This window comes from Synechococcus sp. A15-28 (genome assembly GCF_014280175.1).
Classification (GTDB): domain Bacteria; phylum Cyanobacteriota; class Cyanobacteriia; order PCC-6307; family Cyanobiaceae; genus Parasynechococcus.
In genome coordinates this window covers 557593-577133 of the sequence record NZ_CP047931.1, presented here as the reverse complement: position 1 = coordinate 577133, position 19541 = coordinate 557593, and the positions used below count along the sequence as shown (strand labels likewise).

The window sequence follows — 19541 nt, the reverse complement described above, 5'->3', positions numbered from 1 at the left end:
CGCTTTATACGCTGGCCCGATGATCAAAATAAAGATCAATCCGCATAAAAGTATTAACTAAAATTGATTTTAATCGCGCCTCAATGCTGTCAGCATGAAACCCCCAACACCCCAGACCACGATCAGAACCCCAAGGCACGACAGGAAGGCCTTCCAACGCCATGAGATTTCGGGTCCTGTGGGCATCTGCGGCTTGCTCAGCATCACGATGAATTTCAACTGACGCTGGCTCTCCATACGGCTGTTGTCAGCCGCGCGCATGGCTGAACGCAAGGATTCCCTAGCGAAATTCACATCTCCCTGGAGACGACTTGCTTGCGTGGCAAGTTTGTTCAGATCACGTCCTCCGGCCCCAACGGCCTTCTGGCGCTCCTCCTGAATCTGACGCTCGAGCTCACGCACCTGGTCGGCAACAAAAGCAACTTCTGGAGCATTGGGATCACGGAACTGGCGTCGAAGGCTGGCTTCCTCGACCTTCAGATCAACCAGCCGCGATTCCAAGCCAGTGATGAAGCCTGTGGTGGCCGACTGTTCTCCCAGAGGATCCAATTGGCCATAACGATCCTGAAAGGCTTCCAGCGCATTGGTGGCCGTGGTCAAACGGTTCTTTGCGAAAGCAACCTGTTCCTCAGCAAAGCTCTGCTGATCGGCACTGATCGACTGATTGACCTCATTGACGAAGCGCTGTGCCTGTTTCAGGAGATCGCGGTTCAAACGATAGGCATCGTCTGCCGTGAAAGCACTCGTGGATAGAACGATGGTCCCAGATAGCTCCTGGGGAATCACATCGAGCTGCTGGCGGAAGAACGAGAGCTGCTCCTGCTCATTGGCATCACCTGGCAAGCCACTCCATTGATCTGGAGCCTGCGGGGCATAAATCGACTTGAAAGCTGAGGGATCAGGGAAAACCGCCTGCTTCACAGCATTGGATTTCAGGTAGACCTGCAGATAGCGACCATCCTCTAGAGACGAGAGCACGCTGGAGCTCTGCATCGAACCGAGGACTGTGGTGGAAGCAGTCGCAGGGGGTAGCGGCTGCTTGATCACGAATTCCGACGTCGCTTGATAGCGATCACGGCCGATCCCAAAGCAATACACCGCCGAAATGACGACGAATGCTGCAGCTAATGTGCTCGAATTGAACAGATCCCTGAATGTCCCGTTCAGCCCAGAACGAACCCTTGGCGTGACGGAAGAAGCAGCATCGCCAGCGAAGCTATCGAACCAGCGTGTACCTTCTCCGAATTTCGGCAGCAGTCCGGTCGTCTGTCTGACACGAGGCTGTTCAGTCATCGGAGAGCAGGAGAGCCTCGTTGAAGAAATAGAACAGTAGTCCAAAACCGCAGCTCAGAGAACTACACACGAACAGATACTGCAAGCTGATACCGGGTATTGGATAGGCCAGATTAATTCCATGTCGCAACAATTCAACGGAGTGGAGTAAGGGGTTCCACGTCACAAAAGGACGAATTGGGCCTGGAAGTGTGTAGGTGGCATAGAAAATTCCAGAGGTCCAGAGCACGAGGCGGTTAATCCCAAATTTTGTCAAGGTTTTAACGATTGGTATGCGATGGCCGATCACCAAAGCGCTGATCCCTACTCCCAATCCGAGAGCAATTGTCAAGAGGAAGTCAACAAGCACAAGGGCAGGATTATCCAGCTTGATCTGCCAATTCCAGAATGAAACACTTAGGAAAACAAGTACCAGAACTGAACCATGGATTCTTGCTTCAATCAAGGCTGAAGCCAGCAACGTGTCTAAGGGACGGATGCGACGATAAAAAAAGAATTTTTGGCGCTTTGAAACCCCTGTAAGGGCCTTGATTCCTATTTTTCTGAACATATAAAGAAGCGCGACCCCGCAAATAAGCCAGACCACAGGATTCAGCAGATCAGTGGACTTCAAACGGATCAAAATCCTGAGCGCTAACAGGGTCATCATCAACGCCAAGGGCTCAAACAAGACCCCCCACACTCCAAAGGATCCCTTTTCCGCCCTGAGAACGAATTCAGTTTCAGAAAGCGCCAGAACAATTCTGATTTGCAGCCAAAGACGATCAATCGTTGACTGGAACCTCCCCACAAGCCCGGGCTGCGTGTTGCTCATGTCTCCGGATGCATCCCGGGAGTTTAACTCTCATGCTTGACATTGGAACGCGCGGAAGCATCCTTAACGATCCAATCCAGCAAGGCCCGTCTCAGACCCTCTTGGCAGCGCCGTTCGAGCCGCGCGAATACCAGCTGCAAAGCCTGCTGAGCCAGGCGTTGGCGCAGACCGGACGGCAGCGCAATCAACGGACTGTCCGACGACAGCAAAATCGCCGCCCGCGCCTGGGCTTCAACACACTCCCCTTGGGGAGCAAGCAACGCCACACACTCAAACCGAATGGCGCTCTGCATGGCGCCGAGGCCATGAATCCGGCAGTCCTCAAAGGCAATCTCAAGTGCTTGAGCTGGATCCGACCACTGCGCGGAAAACAGCACCTCCGGTGTGATTTCAAACCGCAGGATTTGAAACGGTCGGGAGGAATAGAGGAAACGCCCATCGCCCTGACTCTCCATCCGCTGGCGGGTAAGCAGAGCGGCCATCGAGCGCTTCGGGCGCTGCAGAAACCGCTGCAGCACAGCCTGATCGCCACCGGGCAGCGCAACCGTGCAGTGATGGCTGGCCTCGGCAAGGCAGATGAAGGACATACGCATGCATACGATTGCCGACTTGGACCGGCATTGTCAGATGGGCCAACCGATCAGGCATGAACACGACAGCATCGGCACTGTCGACGTCCCCGCTGCGGCGCTCTGGGGAGCCCAGACCCAGCGCTCTATTAACAACTTCGCCATCGGTCATCAGAAAATTCCAGCGGAGCTGATTCATGCTCTGGCTCAAATCAAACAGTGCTGCGCAGCCGTGAACGGTCGCCATGGTCTGTTGAACGACCAGCAGGTTGCCTTGATCGAACGGGCTGGTGAGGCGATCCAAACAGGACAGCATGACGATCAATTCCCCTTAAGTGTCTGGCAGACCGGCAGCGGCACCCAGACGAACATGAACGTGAATGAGGTGATTAGCAACCTCGCCGCCCAGCAATCCGGGGAGAGCCTCGGCTCGCACCGTCCCCTCCATCCCAACGACCACATCAACAGATCCCAGTCGACGAACGACGTCTTCCCTGCTGCAATCCATGTGGCAGCTGCTCTGCAGCTGAAGCAGACGCTGCTGCCGGAGCTGAATCAGCTGATCGCCAGTCTCGATGCCAAGGCCGATGCCTGGCGGGACATCATCAAGATCGGACGAACCCATCTGCAGGACGCAGTGCCGCTGCGCCTCGGCGATGAAGTCAGCGCCTGGCGCGACAGGGTCCGGGACGGCGCCCAATGGCTGAGCGCAGCCCAGGACAAGCTTCTAGCTCTACCGCTAGGGGGAACAGCCGTCGGCAGTGGTTTAAACACGCCGGAACGATTTGCGCACGAGGTTTGTGCTGAACTCGCCAACCGCACCGGATCCGAATTTCAACCGGCCGAGAATCTCTTTGCCGTGATGGCGGGCCATGACGCTCTGGTGCAGGCCATGGCACAACTGCGGCGTCTGGCCGTGACGCTGCTCACGATCGCCAATGACATCCGCCTGCTGGCCTGCGGCCCCAGAGCTGGGCTGGGGGAACTGCTGCTGCCGGCCAATGAACCGGGCAGCTCGATCATGCCCGGCAAGGTGAATCCCACCCAGTGCGAGGCCATGGCCATGGTCTGCACCCAGGTGATCGGCATGGATGCCGCCGTGGCAGCGGCCGGGGCCGGCGGGCATCTGCAGATGAACGTCTACAAACCCCTGATCGGCTTCAATCTGATCGAGGGGATCCGTCTGCTGCAGGACGCCTGCCGGTGTTTCCGGCTGAATCTGGTCAGTGGGATGGAACCAGACCGTGAGCGGATCGCGTTCTACCTGGAGCGATCCCTGATGTTGGTGACGGCTCTGACGCCGGAGATCGGCTACGAAAAGGCCTGCGCCATCGCCCAGCATGCCCACCGTGAGGGGCTAACGCTGCGGGAGGCCGCCCTTCAATCCGGTGCCATCACCGCCGAACGCTTTGACCAGTTGATCGATCCAGCCGCCATGGCCTCCCCCCACCGCTGAGCTCAGGCCGCCCGTTCGGTGGCGGGGTTCTGCTCGCTGACCTGTTTGAGCAGGTCCTCGGCCTCCGCCACCGGGAACCGGTTGATCGCACGCAGGGCCTGACGGGCATGGCTGCGCAGCTGCTCACTGATCGCTTCGCAGTAGGGAACCTGAGCCAGAAGGTCCACGGTGCGGCGCATGATCCGCACCACATCCCCTTCATCCAGCGAGGTGTTGGCGATCAGGTCGGACCAGTCCGTTCCCCTAGCCCAGGCCTCCACCAGCCCCATCAACTCCGGCTCCCACCAGGCCGGCACCACCACACTCAGACGCTCCTGAGCCCGCAACAACTCCCGCCGCAATCCCGAGAGATCGTGCAGCGCCTCTTCCGCAGCTGGAGGGGGAGGAAAACCACTCCAGAGATCAGGCCGGTTCACTTCCGTGCTGATCGCTTCGAACACCGCTGCCAGATCCGGCGGTGAGAGGTCGTCGAGATGGCCGCTCATCAAAGCCAGGCCCAGCCAAAGCTCGTTGTCACCGCGCAGGGCGGCCACGGTCCGGCCAATCTCCGTGGGCATCAGCTCCTCAAGGCAGCCGAACTGCTGAAGAATCTCGAGCAACGCCAGGAAGGTTTCCCAGTGGCGGTTGGAGCGATGGTGCAGCAGCCGCTGACGCTCCTCGATCTCCTGTTCCAGCTCCTCCATCCGGCGCCGATGTTTCTTCAACTGCTTGCGATCACCCCAGCGATGGGCGGGATGGGCTTCCTGCTCCTGTTCCAGGGACTGCACCAGTCGGGCCTGGGTCAGCACTTCGCCGGCCAGGTCGTACTGAGGCGTGGTCATGTCATGACGACGGGCCATGTGGGCCACCGCCAGGGCCAATCCACCACTGGCCTGATCGCCATGGCGCATTTCACCAGCCCTGTGCAGGTCAGGGGAGGCAACCCCATCCACCTGCAGACAGCTCAGTTCGGCATGAATGCTGACGACGGACTGACACGGCAACAGCAGCCAGACGTTCTCATCGCTGAGGCAGAGCAGCAGCGGGAACTGACCGGGGCCGTCCACTTTGTCGACGATCACGGCGGGGGTCACCTTGCCGCGCAGCTGCGGTGATTTGAGGCTCACCAGCGTGCCGGTGCTGGCGAACTGCAACGCCAGGGTGAGTTCGTTGGCCAGGGTCTCTTCAGCCTGTTGCTGCAGAATCCGCAGCAGTCGCCGCTCCTCCCGCAGACGGCCTCGGAGCTTTTCGTACTCCTCGAAGTCCTCCCAGGGGATGTCCCCTGCCACCCCCTCAAGCTGTCCGAGCTGCAGCCTCAGTTGGGACAGCATCTCCTCTTCCTCCACCAGATCCAGGCTGGCCAGATAGCGCCCGAAACTGCGCTCCACCAATTCCCGTGCCTTGTTGAGGTCATGGCGCTGCAGCAGGTTCAGCACCATGCCGTAACTGGGGGTGAACTGACTGACTAGCGGATCCGCAGGGCTGGTGGCCAGCTGCCCCGCTTCCCGAACGCCTTCGAAGCGGCTCTGAACGGTGACGACGTAGCCCTTTGAATCCAGGCCGCGACGCCCGGCGCGACCGGCCATCTGCAGGAACTCACTGCCCATCAGCGGACGATGGCCCCGTTCCGTGCGTTTGGACAAAGCCGCGATCACGGTGGTGCGGGCCGGCATGTTGATACCGGCAGCCAGGGTTTCCGTCGCGAAGACCACCTTGACCAGGCCCTGCTGGAACAGCTCTTCAATCAATTCCTTCCAGGCCGGAAGGACGCCGGCATGGTGGGCGGCGATTCCCCTCAGCAGGGCATCGGCATGGATGCCATCCCGCACCGCCTCAGGGTTGTCATTGCTGTAAGCCGTCAATCGTGCCCGGATCCGGGCCTGCTCCTCCTTGTTGACCAGACACTGAATGCCGAGATCACGCACGGCCTTGTCGCAACCACGGCGGCTGAAAATGAAATAGATGGCGGGGAGCATGTCCCGTTCCGCCATCTGCGCCACCACGAAGCTGATCGGTGGCGGCTCAGGCTGAGGAGGCTTGGCGGAACGTCCCTTGCGTTTGTGCCCCTTCGGCGCACGCCAGACCTTGCAATTGGGGTGGAGTCCGGTTCCCGCCTCATTGAGAAGCGGATGCAAGCCCTTGGCACTGCAGAAGCTGAACTGCAGCGGCACCGGCCGGTGATCGCTGAGCACCAGGGTCGTCGGACCATGCACCTTCTCGATCCAATCGGTGAGCTGCACTGCGTTGGCCACCGTCGCCGACAGAGCCACCAGCTGCACCGAGGGTGGGCAGTGAATGATGGATTCCTCCCAGACCGTGCCGCGCTGGGAGTCGTTCATGTAGTGGCACTCGTCCAGCACCACGGCTTCCACGTCCGCCAGCGGGTCGTCGTGCTCACTGGCTTCCGCATAGAGCATGTTGCGGAAGATCTCCGTGGTCATCACAACGATGGAGGCCTCACGGTTGACGCTGAAGTCACCGGTCATCAACCCGACGTTGTCCTCGCCGTAGGCCTCCCGGAAGTCGCGCAGTTTCTGGTTGGACAACGCCTTGAGTGGCGTTGTGTAGAACACCTTCTGTCCATGGGCGAGGGCCCGATGGATGGCGTACTCCCCCACCAGGGTCTTACCGGACCCCGTGGGGGCACTCACCACCACCGAATGGCCCTGGTTCAGCGCATCGATGGCCTCCAGCTGGAAGTCGTCCAGCGGGAAGGGAAAGATCGTTGTTGGGTCGAGGCCGGACGCAGCCATCACGGGCCCTGAACACCTTCCTGAATCCTAGGGAGGTGGACTGCTCCAGACTTCTTCGCGGCCTGATCGACGCCACAGGGCAGCCAGCGCGCTGCCAAGCAGGCAGTGGACCACCGCTGAGATTGCTCCTGGCAGCGCCGTGAGAGGACTTGCGAAACCACCACTGCGGGCCAGGACGACCGCCAGCCCGGAATTCTGCATGCCCACTTCAATGCTGATGGTGCGCTGGGCCTGGCTGGAGGCCCCCGCCATTCGAGCCATCAGGAAACCCAGCAGAAACCCTCCGCCGTGGAGCAGTAGACAGGCCAGCAGCAACAGCGCCCCCTGCTCGAGCAGCAGCTGACGCTGACTTCCCACCACGCTGGCCACGATCAGAACGATGGCGACCACCGCAATTGGAGGCATGGCCGGCTCCACACGGCTGGCCAACCTCGGCAATCCCTGTTTCAGCAGCACCCCACAGGTCACAGGCACCAGCACCACCTGCAGCACCCGCAGCAGCAGCAACCCGCCATCCACCGGCACGTACTGGCTGGCCAGAACGTCCGTCAGTCGTGGCGTCAGCACCACAGCCGCCACGGTGCTGATGCTGGTCATCACCACCGATAAGGCCACATCCCCCTTGGCAATCAGCGTCACCACATTGCTGGCGGTCCCCCCCGGACAACAGCCCACCAAGATCAGACCGACAGCCAACGGTGTGGGCAGCTGCAACACCATGGCGATGGCCGCCGCCAAGGTCGGCATCACCAGGAACTGGGAGATCAACCCCACGGTCGCCGTTCCAGGCTGTCGGCTGACCCGCAGGAAGTCGCGCGGCGCCAGGCCGAGGCCCATGCCCAGCATGATCAAACCCAGCCCGATGGTGATCAACGGTCCCCGGAACCAGCTGAACAGAGGGGGGTGCACCAACGCCAGCAGTGATCCCAACAGCGTCCAGAGCGGAAACAACGTGGTGAATCGCTCGAGGGACATCACCGGCCAGTGAAACGCCCATCCTGATCCCCAGTGACCGCCCAGACTGGAGCCATGGCTTCCCTGGACCCCGCACGCCGACGCACGCTTCACAGCTGGAGCAGCGGTGATCTGCCGTGGACCCTGCAGCGGGCTCAGACCGAGCAACCCCCTTTACTGGATCTGGCCAGCAACGATTACCTCGGCCTCAGCCGTCATCCGGAGGTGATCGAAGCGGCCAGCGAAGCTCTTCGCAACGATGGAGTCGGGGCCGGCGCCTCACGCCTGGTCACCGGCAGCAGGCCCCGTCACGCCCATCTGGAGGCCGATCTGGCCGAGTGGCTTGGACGCGCCTGCGTGCTGCTGTTTCCCAGCGGCTTCCAGGCGAACCTCGCAGCCGTCAGCGTGCTGGCCAACCGGCACACCACCGTGCTGGCCGATCGACTGATTCACCACTCGCTGCTGGTGGGAGTGCGGGCCAGCGGTGCCCGTCTGCAGCGCTTCCAGCACAACGACCTGACGGATCTCGAGCGGCGGCTTGAGGCGTTGGCCGGCCAGCCGGGATCCGTGGTGGTGCTCAGCGAAAGCCTGTTCAGCATGGAGGGCACCAGTCCCGATGTGGCCGCGCTGGCTGTGCTGTGCCAGCGCTTTGGGGCGGATCTTCTGATGGATGAAGCCCATGCCCTCGGGGTCCTGGGTCCGGAGGGTCGTGGCCTCTGCTTCGGCATCGAACCGGTGCGTCTGATCAGCGGGACCTTCGGGAAAGCCTTCGGCAGTGGCGGGGCCTTCCTGGCCTGTGATGCCGACCTCGGCGACGTCTTGCTGCAGACCAGTGGCGCCTTCCGCTACACCACGGCGTTGGCTCCACCCCTGGTAGCCGGAGCCCAGGCGGCGCTGAACCTGATCCGATCCCATCCGCACTGGAGCCGACAACTGCAGCAGCGGGCGAGCCGCTGGAGGGATGCCCTGGAAAGCGAAGGCTGGACACGGCCTGCGGGGCTGGGACCTGTGCTGCCCCTGCTGTTGGGCGACGATGCAGCGGCCCTTGCCGGTCAGGCAGGTCTGGAGGACAACGGATTGCTCTGTGTCGCGATCCGGCCGCCCACCGTTCCGGAAGGGACCGCACGGCTGCGGCTGGTGCTGCGACGCGACCTGCCGGATGAGACGGTGGAGCAGCTGCTGAAGGCCCTCCCCTGCCCATGAATCAGGTGATCGCCGCCCATGGCTGGGCCGGGGATGCAACGGTGTGGCGGGCCTGGCAGCGGCGGTTTGAGGCCGAGGGCTGGCACTGGGATGCGCTGGAACGGGGCTATGGACAGCGGGAACCCCGCCGGCCGGCCTGGACTGAGCAGCCGGGTCGGCGTCTGGTGATCGCCCACTCCCTAGGGATCCATCTCCTGCCGGAGACCATCCTGCAAAGGGCGGATGCCGTGGTGAGCCTGGCGGGTTTTACCGCCTTCGTGCCCGCAGGCGCCGCAGGACGGGCGCTGGCTGTGGCGCTCAAGGGCATGGCCTCCAGCTTGGGGACAGCGGAGGAGGCAGGGATGTTGCGCAAGTTCCTGACCCGCTGCGCCTCACCCCTGCCGCTCTCGGCTCTGCCAAACAATGCACTGCTGCAGGGGTTGGATCCCCCAGGCCGCCAACGGCTTCAGCAGGATCTGGCCCTGCTTCAGCAGTGTCGAGACCTGCCGAAAGGCTGGCCCGAGGCAGCCAAGGTTCTGGTGGTGCAAGGGGAGCAGGACGCGATCGTCTGCCCGGAGAGCCGAACCCAACTGCTGCAGGCTCTGAACATGGCGCGGACCGACCACGTTTTCCGCCCTGATGAGGGGCATGCCCTGGTGACGCCGGCGGTGCTGGATCTGGTGTTGCGCTGGTCAGGTCATCCATGACCGATCCCTGGAGCCAACGGGTTGTGGCGCGCTTCAGCCGATCCGCGGATCGGTACGACGGCGCCGCCAGGCTCCAGCGCGCCACGGCCAGGCAACTGGCTGAGCGCTGCCGTCGCCAGCCCATACCCAGAGGGCTCTGGGTGGATCTCGGCAGTGGCACCGGCTTACTGGCGGATGATCTGGAACGCCTGCATCCCGGCCAGAGGGTGCTGCGGCTTGATGGCAGCGACGCCATGCTCCGCCGCCATGCTCCAACGGCCCAAACCAGCTGTGTGGATCTGAACCAGCCGTTGCCGACCTGGAGCTCAGCGCCGGTGCTGCTGAGTTCCAGTTTCGTTCTGCACTGGCTGAGCGAGCCAACGCGATGTCTGCAGCATTGGTTTGAACAACTTGGGCAAGGGGGCTGGCTGGTCGTTGCTGTTCCTGTAGCCGGCAGTTTCCATCAATGGCATCAGGCCGCTGAACGAGCCGAACTGCCCTGCACAGCACTGCGCTTCCCAAGAGCCGATGACCTGTTGGACGCTCTCCCTGCCTCGGCAGTACGTCATCAACGGCTGCATCGCTTCAGCCGCCGGGCCCAGCGGCCACTGGAGCTGCTGCGTCCGATGACCAGCATCGGAGCCGGCACCAGCCGGCATGCCGCCCTGGGACCTGGTCAGTGGCGTCGTCTGGCGCGAGCCTGGCCCGATGCGGAAACGCCGACCCTCACCTGGCAGGTGCTGAGCCTGATGCTGAATCGATGAACCATTCATCTCCCCAGATCGTGGTCTGCGGCACGGACACCGACGTGGGCAAAACCGTCGTCAGCGCCTGGCTGGTGCAGGGGCTGAACGCTCATTACTGGAAGCCGGTGCAGAGCGGACTGGAGGACGGCGGCGATCTCGGCCGGGTGCAGGACCTTCTTCAGCTCGCCCCTGACCGCATGCTGCCCGAGGCCTATGCGTTTCAACAGCCGGTATCGCCCCATTGGGCCGCTGAGCTGGACAGCACCATGCTCAACCCCGAGGCCTTGGTCGTTCCTCACTGCTCGGCGCCCCTGGTGGTGGAGACCGCCGGCGGACTGATGGTGCCCTTGACGCGGCAATGGCTGCAGATCGACCAGCTGCAGCGCTGGGGTCTGCCGATTGTTCTGGTGGCCCGCAGCGGGCTCGGAACTCTGAACCACACACTGCTGAGCCTGGAGGCCCTCAAGCGTCGTCAGTTGACGGTGCTGGGGCTGATCCTCAACGGCCCCGCCCATGCCGACAACCCAGCCACCCTTGAACACTTCGGTGGTGTGCCGGTTCTGGCTCATCTGCCGCCCCTCGCCCCTCTGACGGCTGAATCACTGGCCAGGGAATGGAGACGTCAGCACTTGAGCTCTAAATTCCAGGACCTGCTTGGCATCCAACAGCCATGAAGCCACCTCAATCGCTGATCAGCCTGGTGCTGGTGATCCTGTGCGGGGGGATTCTGGTGCTGTTCACCGATGTTGAACTGCTGCTGGTGCGTTGGGTCAACTGCGGCCCCATCGCCACGGAGGCTCAGAAAAACAGTCAGGTCTGCCGCTGATCAGCCGAGGGATTTCGAGCGCAGCGGACACGTTCCCATCCGCATCGACACCTGACGAACGGCCTGGGACAGCGGCCAACCCTGACGCAGCTGTTCGTGGATCTGATCAATCTGAAGGGGGGACCACCCCCTCATCTCCAGAAACACGCGAATGGAGGGCCAACCACCTTCTGCAAACACTTCGCTGCGCTGGCCCTCAAGGCCAACCGCCTCGGGACCAGCCCCAGCAGCAGGAACAAAGCGTTTCGACAGCCGTCGAGATCGCGTTGTGGCCATGGGATGGCACTGCGGCTCCGAGACCCAATATGACAAGAGACGCCCAGGCCGCCATGAGAACAACGGCTGATCAGTCACGACATCCGAACCTTTGGCCGCCGTTCACGCAGATCGCCTCAGCAGCGCTGCCACAACGGGTCATCGCCGGTGAAGGTGCCCTGTTGCTCCGCGAGCAGGGCCGTCCCCTGATCGATGCCATCAGCAGCTGGTGGGTGACGCTGCACGGCCACGGTCACCCAGTGATGGCCAAGGCCATTGCCGATCAGGCAGCCCGCCTCGAGCAGGTGATCTTCGCTGATTTCACCCATGAGCCAGCGGAGCGCCTGGGCGAGCGGCTCAGCCAGATCACGGGGCTCGATCGGCTGTTTTTCTCCGACAACGGCTCCACCGCTGTGGAAGTGGCGTTGAAGATCGCTTGTCAGTGGTGGGTGAACCGCGGCGAACCGCGGCACCAGATCGTGGCTTTCGACGGGGCATATCACGGCGACACCTTCGGAGCCATGGCCGTGGGCGAACGCAACCTGTTCAGCGAACCCTTCGACGACAAACTCTTTCCCGTTGCCCGCTGCCCCTGGCCCGCCACCTGGTGGGATGACCCGGACGTGGAGGCCAGGGAGCAGGCTGCCCTGGCGGTGCTGGAAACCACGCTGCAGCAGCCCACCGCTGCGGTGATCCTGGAGCCATTGCTGCAGGGCGCCGGCGGGATGACGATGGTGCGCGGCAGCTTTCTCCAACAGGTGGAGGCGCTGGTGCGCCAATCAGGCGCACTGCTGCTCGCGGATGAAGTCCTGACTGGCTTCGGGCGATGCGGCGACTGGTTCGCCTGCCGGCGTGCCGGAATCCAGCCGGATCTGATGGCACTCTCCAAAGGCCTGACCGGGGGTTGTCTGCCCATGGGCGTGACCATGGCCAGCGAACGGATCTTCTCGGCCTTTGTTGGCGCAGACCCCAGCCTGACCCTCTGGCACGGCCACAGCTTCACGGCCAATCCGCTGGGATGCGCCGCGGCCAACGCCAGCCTTGACCTTCTTGAGCAGAACCCCGAGCAGTTCCAGGGGTTCGAGGCCCGACATCGTCCCCATCTGGAACAACTCCAGAGCCACCCCAAGGTGAAGCACTGCCGCCTGACCGGCACCGTGGCGGCCTTCGATCTCAGCGTCAGCGGAGATGCCGGCTATCTCAATCCAGCCGGGCCGACCATCAAACGGATCGCCCTGGAGCATGGGGTGTTTTTAAGGCCCCTGGGACAGGTGGTGTACCTGCTGCCACCGCTGTGCATCAGCGACGATCAGCTGGCTCAGTGCTATTGGGCCATCACAACGGCCCTGGATCAGATCTGACGACCGTTGCGGCTCAGGGTCCGGCCTGAATGGCTGCCGTCACATCAGCACGGGAGAGGCCGTAGGGCAGTGAGCAGCGACGCTCCTCAGCACCGGGTTGCTGCCAGATCACCACAACGTCTTCGCGTTCAAGGCGGATCTCAGCAGACCAGTCAGGCCGGGTGAGCGCCCAACGACAGGGATCGCCGTCGATGCGCTCAGCGTTGAGGCTGCTGAGCCAGTCCTCCAGCGCCCTCAGGGAGTGCTGATTCAACGGGGTGTTCGATGGAGGCTGAGGAGACATCGGACAACCAATCGGGTGACACCTGCCAGGCTCGCCCCTGAACCCCTGCAACACCAAGCCCCACGATGAGGCTGAGCAGCAACGCCAGGGCCAGCAACAGCAATGCGGTCCACTCTCCCCCCGAGAGGGGGCGGCGTTCGCCGATGCCATCCCATCCATCCACGGCCTCGGTGGGCTGCGGGGCGGGAGATCGCTGTGGTTGCAAGCGCTGCCGCAGTTGCTCGTCATACAGACGACGGCGCACGGGGTCGGCGAGGAACTCATAGGACTCCTTCAGCCGCTGGAAGTCCCTGGCCGCTTCAGTCGCCGGGAGCGTGGTGGTGTCGGGATGCAGTGCCTTGCTGCGTCGGCGGAAGGCCTGCCGGAGGCTGGCCTGGGACGCCTGGGCGGACACCCCCAACCGCTCGTAGTGACTGAGGTCGCGCTCGGACACAGGGGTCAGCCGGTCATCCATCCTAGGGAGAGTTGCCGCAGCACCCCATGCCCGACTCCTCGCCAGGAGCCGCGTTCTGGGAGGCGCTCGGCTGGACACCTGAGCCCTCGCAGCTCGATCAGCTGAAGGCTCTTCAGGATCAGCTGCGCAGTTGGAACAGTCGGGTCAACCTGACGCGCCTGGTGGAGGGGGACGACTACTGGATCAACCAGGTGTTCGACAGCCTCTGGCCGCTGCGAACAGAACTGGGCACGCCCCATCAGAGCCGAATGGCCATTGACGTGGGCACCGGGGGTGGGTTTCCAGGACTCGCCGTGGCCATCGCCATGCCCGGCACCCGGATGACGCTGCTGGATTCCGTTGGCCGCAAGACCGCTGCCGTGCAGGCCATGGTGGATGCCCTTGGACTGCGTGAGCGGGTCAGCGTGCGGACGGACCGCATCGAAAGCGCCGGCCACGACAGGACCCTGCGGGGAGGCTTCGATCTGGCGATGGCGCGGGCGGTGGCCGCTGCACCGGTGGTGGCGGAATATCTCGTGCCGCTGCTGAAAACCGAGGGGAATGCTCTGCTGTACCGCGGCCAGTGGGGCGAAGCGGACCAACATCAGCTGAAACGCGCACTCCTACCGCTCAAATCTCAACTGAGCTCCAGCCAGCGCTGCCAGCTCCCGGCGGAGCGTGGCGTGCGCCACCTGATCAGAGTGCAACCGGTCAGCCCCTGTCCCCGCCAATTTCCACGCGCTGTGGGTGTTCCCAGCCGGCAACCCCTGGGGGACTGAATCAGACGCTGCTGAGACGCATCTGCGCCTCACCCGCCAGCCTGGACTTCAATGCGCGCAGGATGTCTGGGATCTGCTGTCGCCATGGACTGGCCTGCAGAACGGCATCCAGCTCAGTGATGGAGACCCGCTCGTCGAGAGCATCGGCATTGGCTCCGGCGAACCAATGGCCACCACTGCCCAGCAACCGGTAACGGGCCCGGGCATAACTCTCCAGATCCCAGGCCTCGAGGAGGTTGTGCAGCCAGAGCAGCACGGGAAGGTTGATCTCTCCAGGCGTGTCCTGCCAACGGGGAAGCCCGATGCGCCAGCTGTTCAACCAGGCCTGTCCCAGAGCCGCCTCTGCAGCCTGTTGCAGACGTCGATGCACCGGCTCAATCAGCCCATCGGCATGGTCCAGCCGGTCCACAGCCTCGAGGTGCAGATCCAGATCCGACGGTCGGGCCGCTCCAACGCTGATGGTGTGCACCCGGGGGTCGCGCAGACAGAAGAGATCGTTGAAGACGATGGGATGCAGCGGGTCACACAGCTCCAGCAAACGCTGGGATGGGGTGTGGAGATGGCCGCCCTTGTCGGTGGGACTGATGATGAACACCCCCATGTCCTGCCGCTGCGCTGCATCCAACGCCGGCGCGTTGTCCTGGCGGATGTAGTACCAGTGGACGTTCATGTAATCGAAGGCCCCGCTGTCGCAGCTGGCGACGATCACGTCGGTGGGACCGTGGGTGGAGAAACCCACATGACCGATGCGCCCATCGGCCTGCCACCGCCGCACCACCTCCATGCAGCCACCGGGACGCAGGGTCTGCTCCAGATGCTCCGGCAGGTTGATCCCGTGAATGGCCAGCAGATCCAGACGCTGGCAGTCGAGCCGCTCGAAGCTGAGGGCCAGCTCGGCCTCAAAGGCATCCGGGTCCTCGCGGGGGGGCACCTTGCTCTGCAGAATCCGCGTCGGATCCGGCGCTGCCGGCAAGGCCCACCCCAACTGGCGCTCTGAGCTGCCGTAGTGACGGGCGGTCTCGACGTGATGCAAGCCCAGTTGCGTCGCGCGCTGAAGCGTCGCCTGCAGGTTGGACTGGGACTCGGAGCTGATCTCGCCTGCGGGCAGATCCGTCCAGCTCTGTTGAAAACGCATCCCACCCAGAGACAGCACCGGAATGGACAACTCCGTGCGACCGAAACGGCGGGTGAGCAGGTTGGGCATCAACCCCTGGGGCGTGGTTGCAGATCCTGGCGAATCAGGTCGCTGCGCAGCGTGTCGAGTTCCTCAAAAGGCACCCAATGGATGCAATCAACAGGACAGGTGTCGATGGCTTCCTGAATGCATTCCGTGCTGTCACCATCCTGACGAATCGCTCTGGAGCGACCGAGATGAGGCTCCACAACAAACGTATTCCCCGCAACGTGGGCGCAGTAGCGGCAACCGATGCAGATGGATTCGTCCACCCAAACCGCTCGTTCGCGAAGCTCCCCCCCTAGCCGTGGCTCACATCCAGAACGTTCGATCGGTTGGTCGGTTGACGCCGAAAACGCGAGCGAGGGATCCATCGGATCGGATGGAATCAGGCGTCCCAGCGGGTCACCACGAGTTCGATGGAGCCATCCTGTTTGACCTGTTGCTCAGCCACCTGGAAACCCTCCGAGTCGCTGGCCCTGAGGACCGTGTTGAGGGCGTAGCGCTGGGTCAGCTTGGAGAGAAACCGTTCGACGGGGATGGTCTGCTTCCAGAGATCAAGGTCAGTGACCAGTTCGTAGGCGCCGGTCTGGGCGTTCCAACGAAATCCGAGGTCACCACCATGATCCATTGAAACGGCGAGATCCGCGGTCACGGTCTGTCCGCGATAGCCGCGCACGGGTTGTTCACCTTGATCAGGCTTGAAGCCAAGATCCTCCAGGGCCTGCACGAGAGGCTCGAGCTGACGCAGTTCGGTTTTAACGGTGCTGAAGTGCGACATCAGTGCAGGTGATTCGGTAGGGGCTGGGACTGGAACTCGGGCTGCTGGAAGGCTTCGGCGGTGAATTCCCGTCGTTCAACCGTTCCTAGGGCAGCTTCCAGACGCTCAGTGAGCTGTTGACACGCCTCTCCGGACACACCTTCCAACAGTTCTTCCACACGACCATCCGGTCGAATCGTGAAACGAACGGTGCGTTGAGGCATCCAACAAGGAGCGCTGAGGCGCGAATGCTAATCGGGGTCTGCGGAGACCGTCGCCATGACCGTTACAGGTTGTCGACAAGCCCGGCGGCAGCGATCAGCTCAGGAAACCTTCATCAATCAAGGTCTGCAGCCGAGCAAGAACGGCTGGATCTTCCAGCTGCTCGAGGGCAGTGCGCGCTTCATCCCGCACCGACGCTTCCTCGTCTTGGAGCAGAGCCGACACAAGCGCCTCCACCAGCTCCAACTGCCTGGGAGCAACCAATTGCTCGTAAAGACGCCCAAGGGCCCAGATGCAATTGCTGCGCACCACAGGTTCGCTGTCGATGGCCAGGCTGACCAGCAATTGACTGGCTGCCGGATCGGCCTTGGCCGGAGAGCGGCTCCCCGCTTCAGCGAGGGACCCCGGACACCAGATCCGCACCGCGGGCACGTCGGTCTGCAGCGCTCGGATCAACGGATTGAGAATTGGAGCATCGGGATAATTCCCCAGGCTCCAGGCCGTGGCCTTACGAACGTAGGCATTGCCGTCTGACTGCAGCAGGCTCAGCAGGGGGTCGACAGCCGGCGGGGACGGATTGCGGCCGAGGGCATAGACAGCGCTCATCCGTTCCACCGGGCAGGGGCGCGTCAACAGGCTGAGCAGCAGCGGAACAGCCCGGGGATCACGGTGTTCGCAGAAAATTCTCAGCCCCTGAAGACGCTGGTCATGACCCTGCTCGAGCCAGACCAGACCTTGATCACAGGCGCGCGCAACACCCTGAGAGTCCAATGGAGACCCTTCGGCCTCGATCGCATCAAGGGGGTCGATGTCCTGTTCGGCCGCGAGTTCCTCGGCCAGTAAATCCGGATCGACGGAGAGTCCGGACATCCCATGATCACGTTGCCGGGCGTCGCTTTCGCTCATGTTGGGATCGTAGGTCGACAGTCCGTCTCCACGACAGTTCGATCATGGAGAATCCAAGTCTCTCTGAGACGGTCATGTCCGCGCAGCCAGCCATCGAGCGGACCGTGGTGCTGCATGTCGGCATGCACAAGACGGCCTCGACGTACATCCAGAAGCGACTCCGCAAAAACCGCGGACTTTTGCGACGTCATGGCCTGCTGATGCCTGCGCGACGGCCCCAGGATCGTGTTCTGTTGGACGCGCTTGCCAACGGGCGCTGGAAACCCTGGCGACGTTGGCTCAACCGAGCCGAAACCAGAGGCTGCCATCTGCTCGTTTCCCACGAGGCCCTGTCCTGGTCCCTTTCAAGAACAGTGAACCTGAAGTCCCAGCCGCGGGGCTTGTGGCTGGCCGAAAAGCTGCAGGCCCATGGATGGAAATTGAAGGTTGTGGGCTTCATTCGCGACCAGGAGAGTTACCTCAACTCCCGCTACACCCAGCTGGTCAAACGTTTAACGGTTCACGGCGATTTCAAGTCCTACGTGACCCGGGTGATGACGGAGAGCACCATCAGTGAATGTGACTTGATGACGTTGTTCGGCTGGCTCGTGGATCACGTGTCAGTGGAGACCGTGATGATTCCCTTCGGTTCTGCGCTGGACTGCCACGGCCGATCGATCCAGACACGCCCTGACCCCTACGAACAGTTGCTCGCGGAGCTGCCTTTACCAGCGAAGGTTGCAAAACAAAGTCGACCGGCCCGTTCCAAAAATCAGCAACCAGGACGCCTTGGGGTTGCCCTCGCCCGAGCGATTGGGACCCACCTCACAGAGCAGAACCCCAAGATCCTCCGAAAGCACGACAAGGCACTCAGAGCAGCGATCGAAACCCTGGCCAGACAGCAGGGATGGCCCAATCAGCCTTTTGATGGTCTGGACACCGAGCTTCGGGAAACCATCCGGGATCGTTACGCACATTCGAATGCAGAGTTCTGCCGGTGTTTCTGGCCATTCGTGCAGTGGGATGACCTCTTCCCCGCTCAACCCGAAAACGTGACGACTGCCATTGCGTCGGATCAGCAACAGGAGGAGACCCGCCAACTCACCGCTTTACGCGATCGGTTGATTGCCGATACCGTCAACGGTGGTTAACGGTTGTTTCCCAGGATGACGATTGCCTCCTCAACCCGACCTTTGCTCAACCTTCAGGGCGTGGTTCGAGAGGTCAGCGGCTCCAAAGAAACAACCAAACGCTTGCTGAATGGCCTCAGCTGGCAGCTGATGGAAGGCCAGAGGGTTGGTGTTATCTCTGCATCGATGCGTGAAGCCCACGCCCTACTGGAGTGTGCAGCGGGAGTTGTATCCGTTCAAAAAGGTGAGGTGTCGATCAACACCAATGTCAGTTGGCCACTCGGTGTTCGTGGTGGATTACTGAGCTCACTAACGGGTCGACAGAACGCTGCCTTCCTTCAAGGTGTGTACGGCCATGGCGGCCAGCGAAACAGGGATCTCGAGGTCATTCAAACCCTGGCAGATCTGGAGGAGGGATTCTTCGATAAACCCCTGCGTGTGTACAACAAGTTCATGCGGGCAAGGTTTTACCTTGCTGTTGCCCTTGCCTTCGACTTTGACACTTACATCATCCCCAAGATCTTTGCCTGGAAGTCTGATGCAACATCAGAACGATTGTTGAGGCTCCAACAGGCCCTGCGGGAGAGAACTGCAGGAAAGTCTCTGATTATGACCCATACGGATTACAACGTTCTCCAGCAATATTGCCAGGACGGCATCGTTCTTCATAACGGCACAATCGCATACTCGGGACGTTTTGATGCGTGCCAAAGCTGGTACCTGGCCAACATCAAAGACACCCCCGAAGATGATTCCCTTGACAGCGATGCCGATGAAGAGAACGACTCATCATCCGAGAGCAATGATGAAAACGAGGGTCTCAACGCCGACCTCTGGTAATCACTGTTGCTCAGCAAGGAGCTGTCAGATCCTGTCACCCCACCGGAGCTGGAGCCAGCATGTCACCCGGCAGCCAGATCCTGGCGCTGACAGCCACAAGCGCCAATCCGAACAGCACGACAATCAGCGCCGGCAAGAGGGTGGTTCGAAAAAAAGACAAT

24 protein-coding genes are annotated in these 19541 nt (G+C 62.0%); 10 read left to right on the top strand and 14 right to left on the bottom strand.

Annotated features, from left to right (window positions below; genetic code table 11):
- Positions 1–69: 69 nt before the first annotated feature.
- The 3 genes from SynA1528_RS03035 to SynA1528_RS03025 all read right to left on the bottom strand — a co-directional run bounded on the left by SynA1528_RS03035 (position 70) and on the right by SynA1528_RS03025 (position 2700).
- Positions 70–993 carry a KpsE/RkpR family capsule polysaccharide export protein gene (locus tag SynA1528_RS03035; protein WP_286187879.1) on the bottom strand — a complete coding sequence of 308 codons (924 nt, stop codon included), beginning with the start codon at positions 991–993 and terminating at the stop codon, positions 70–72.
- A 292-nt stretch (positions 994–1285) separates the two neighbouring features.
- Positions 1286–2107: an ABC transporter permease gene (locus SynA1528_RS03030; RefSeq protein WP_186587635.1), complete on the bottom strand. Its 822-nt coding sequence runs from the start codon at positions 2105–2107 to the stop codon at positions 1286–1288.
- 23 nt (positions 2108–2130) lie between these two features.
- Complete coding sequence (locus SynA1528_RS03025; protein ID WP_186587634.1) at positions 2131–2700, bottom strand: DUF1997 domain-containing protein; 570 nt, start codon at positions 2698–2700, stop codon at positions 2131–2133.
- Positions 2701–2734: 34 nt separating this feature from the next.
- Here SynA1528_RS03025 and SynA1528_RS03020 point away from each other — a divergent pair, with 34 nt between their 5' ends.
- Positions 2735–4132 (top strand): class II fumarate hydratase, encoded by a 1398-nt coding sequence (locus tag SynA1528_RS03020; RefSeq protein WP_186587633.1) that lies wholly within the window; start codon positions 2735–2737, stop codon positions 4130–4132.
- A gap of 2 nt (positions 4133–4134) precedes the next feature.
- Here SynA1528_RS03020 and SynA1528_RS03015 read toward each other — a convergent pair whose 3' ends face one another.
- Complete coding sequence (locus SynA1528_RS03015; RefSeq protein ID WP_186587632.1) at positions 4135–6864, bottom strand: DEAD/DEAH box helicase; 2730 nt, start codon at positions 6862–6864, stop codon at positions 4135–4137.
- 27 nt (positions 6865–6891) lie between these two features.
- Positions 6892–7839, bottom strand: coding sequence for a bile acid:sodium symporter family protein (locus SynA1528_RS03010; RefSeq protein ID WP_186587631.1), 948 nt, complete (start codon positions 7837–7839; stop codon positions 6892–6894).
- A 54-nt stretch (positions 7840–7893) separates the two neighbouring features.
- Between SynA1528_RS03010 and SynA1528_RS03005 the strand changes: the two genes are divergently transcribed.
- From SynA1528_RS03005 to SynA1528_RS02985, 5 genes are read left to right on the top strand one after another with little or no spacing between them, the layout of a single operon-like run.
- Positions 7894–9021: an aminotransferase class I/II-fold pyridoxal phosphate-dependent enzyme gene (locus tag SynA1528_RS03005; protein WP_186587630.1), complete on the top strand. Its 1128-nt coding sequence runs from the start codon at positions 7894–7896 to the stop codon at positions 9019–9021.
- Positions 9018–9707 (top strand): alpha/beta hydrolase, encoded by a 690-nt coding sequence (locus SynA1528_RS03000; protein ID WP_186587629.1) that lies wholly within the window; start codon positions 9018–9020, stop codon positions 9705–9707. Before SynA1528_RS03005 ends, SynA1528_RS03000 begins: the two co-directional genes overlap by 4 nt.
- On the top strand, positions 9704–10450 hold the full coding sequence (locus SynA1528_RS02995; RefSeq protein WP_186587628.1) for a methyltransferase domain-containing protein: 747 nt from the start codon (positions 9704–9706) through the stop codon (positions 10448–10450). The genes SynA1528_RS03000 and SynA1528_RS02995 overlap by 4 nt, the downstream gene beginning before the upstream one ends.
- Positions 10447–11106 carry a dethiobiotin synthase gene (gene bioD / locus SynA1528_RS02990; RefSeq protein ID WP_186587627.1) on the top strand — a complete coding sequence of 220 codons (660 nt, stop codon included), beginning with the start codon at positions 10447–10449 and terminating at the stop codon, positions 11104–11106. Before SynA1528_RS02995 ends, bioD begins: the two co-directional genes overlap by 4 nt.
- Complete coding sequence (locus tag SynA1528_RS02985; protein ID WP_186587626.1) at positions 11103–11258, top strand: hypothetical protein; 156 nt, start codon at positions 11103–11105, stop codon at positions 11256–11258. Before bioD ends, SynA1528_RS02985 begins: the two co-directional genes overlap by 4 nt.
- Here SynA1528_RS02985 and SynA1528_RS02980 read toward each other — a convergent pair whose 3' ends face one another.
- Positions 11259–11534 (bottom strand): hypothetical protein, encoded by a 276-nt coding sequence (locus tag SynA1528_RS02980; RefSeq protein ID WP_186587625.1) that lies wholly within the window; start codon positions 11532–11534, stop codon positions 11259–11261. It lies immediately after the preceding gene.
- Between the two features lie 29 nt (positions 11535–11563).
- Here SynA1528_RS02980 and bioA point away from each other — a divergent pair, with 29 nt between their 5' ends.
- Positions 11564–12874: an adenosylmethionine--8-amino-7-oxononanoate transaminase gene (bioA, locus tag SynA1528_RS02975; protein WP_186587624.1), complete on the top strand. Its 1311-nt coding sequence runs from the start codon at positions 11564–11566 to the stop codon at positions 12872–12874.
- A 13-nt stretch (positions 12875–12887) separates the two neighbouring features.
- On the opposite strand, the gene SynA1528_RS02970 is transcribed toward bioA, so the two are convergent.
- Both SynA1528_RS02970 and SynA1528_RS02965 read right to left on the bottom strand, forming a co-directional pair.
- Positions 12888–13127, bottom strand: a complete 240-nt coding sequence (locus SynA1528_RS02970; protein ID WP_353616629.1) for a DUF3143 domain-containing protein — start codon at positions 13125–13127, stop codon at positions 12888–12890.
- A complete protein-coding gene (locus SynA1528_RS02965) occupies positions 13072–13611 on the bottom strand; it encodes a J domain-containing protein (protein WP_186587622.1) in 540 nt (179 codons plus the stop codon). The genes SynA1528_RS02970 and SynA1528_RS02965 overlap by 56 nt, the downstream gene beginning before the upstream one ends.
- Positions 13612–13637: 26 nt before the next feature.
- Between SynA1528_RS02965 and SynA1528_RS02960 the strand changes: the two genes are divergently transcribed.
- On the top strand, positions 13638–14369 hold the full coding sequence (locus SynA1528_RS02960) for a 16S rRNA (guanine(527)-N(7))-methyltransferase RsmG (RefSeq protein ID WP_186587621.1): 732 nt from the start codon (positions 13638–13640) through the stop codon (positions 14367–14369).
- A 1-nt stretch (position 14370) separates the two neighbouring features.
- Here the strand turns inward: SynA1528_RS02960 and SynA1528_RS02955 are convergent, their stop codons facing one another.
- The 5 genes from SynA1528_RS02955 to SynA1528_RS02935 form a co-directional block, all read right to left on the bottom strand.
- Positions 14371–15573 carry an aldo/keto reductase gene (locus tag SynA1528_RS02955; protein WP_186587620.1) on the bottom strand — a complete coding sequence of 401 codons (1203 nt, stop codon included), beginning with the start codon at positions 15571–15573 and terminating at the stop codon, positions 14371–14373.
- Positions 15573–15917: a ferredoxin gene (locus SynA1528_RS02950; RefSeq protein WP_186587619.1), complete on the bottom strand. Its 345-nt coding sequence runs from the start codon at positions 15915–15917 to the stop codon at positions 15573–15575. Before SynA1528_RS02950 ends, SynA1528_RS02955 begins: the two co-directional genes overlap by 1 nt.
- A 14-nt stretch (positions 15918–15931) precedes the next feature.
- Positions 15932–16324: a DUF1257 domain-containing protein gene (locus SynA1528_RS02945; protein ID WP_186587618.1), complete on the bottom strand. Its 393-nt coding sequence runs from the start codon at positions 16322–16324 to the stop codon at positions 15932–15934.
- Entirely contained in the window at positions 16324–16527 is a 204-nt protein-coding gene (locus SynA1528_RS02940; protein ID WP_186587617.1) for a DUF2997 domain-containing protein, read from the bottom strand. The genes SynA1528_RS02945 and SynA1528_RS02940 overlap by 1 nt, the downstream gene beginning before the upstream one ends.
- A 94-nt stretch (positions 16528–16621) precedes the next feature.
- The gene (locus tag SynA1528_RS02935; RefSeq protein ID WP_186587616.1) at positions 16622–17431 is read right to left on the bottom strand and encodes a HEAT repeat domain-containing protein; all 810 of its coding nucleotides are present in this window, start codon (positions 17429–17431) and stop codon (positions 16622–16624) included.
- A gap of 74 nt (positions 17432–17505) precedes the next feature.
- Here SynA1528_RS02935 and SynA1528_RS02930 point away from each other — a divergent pair, with 74 nt between their 5' ends.
- The gene (locus SynA1528_RS02930) at positions 17506–18561 is read left to right on the top strand and encodes a hypothetical protein (RefSeq protein WP_186587615.1); all 1056 of its coding nucleotides are present in this window, start codon (positions 17506–17508) and stop codon (positions 18559–18561) included.
- 42 nt (positions 18562–18603) lie between these two features.
- Complete coding sequence (locus SynA1528_RS02925; protein ID WP_186587614.1) at positions 18604–19380, top strand: P-loop NTPase family protein; 777 nt, start codon at positions 18604–18606, stop codon at positions 19378–19380.
- Positions 19381–19414: 34 nt separating this feature from the next.
- Here SynA1528_RS02925 and SynA1528_RS13185 read toward each other — a convergent pair whose 3' ends face one another.
- The gene (locus tag SynA1528_RS13185; RefSeq protein ID WP_286187878.1) at positions 19415–19540 is read right to left on the bottom strand and encodes a DUF8624 family small hydrophobic protein; all 126 of its coding nucleotides are present in this window, start codon (positions 19538–19540) and stop codon (positions 19415–19417) included.
- Between the last annotated feature and the right edge of the window lies 1 nt (position 19541).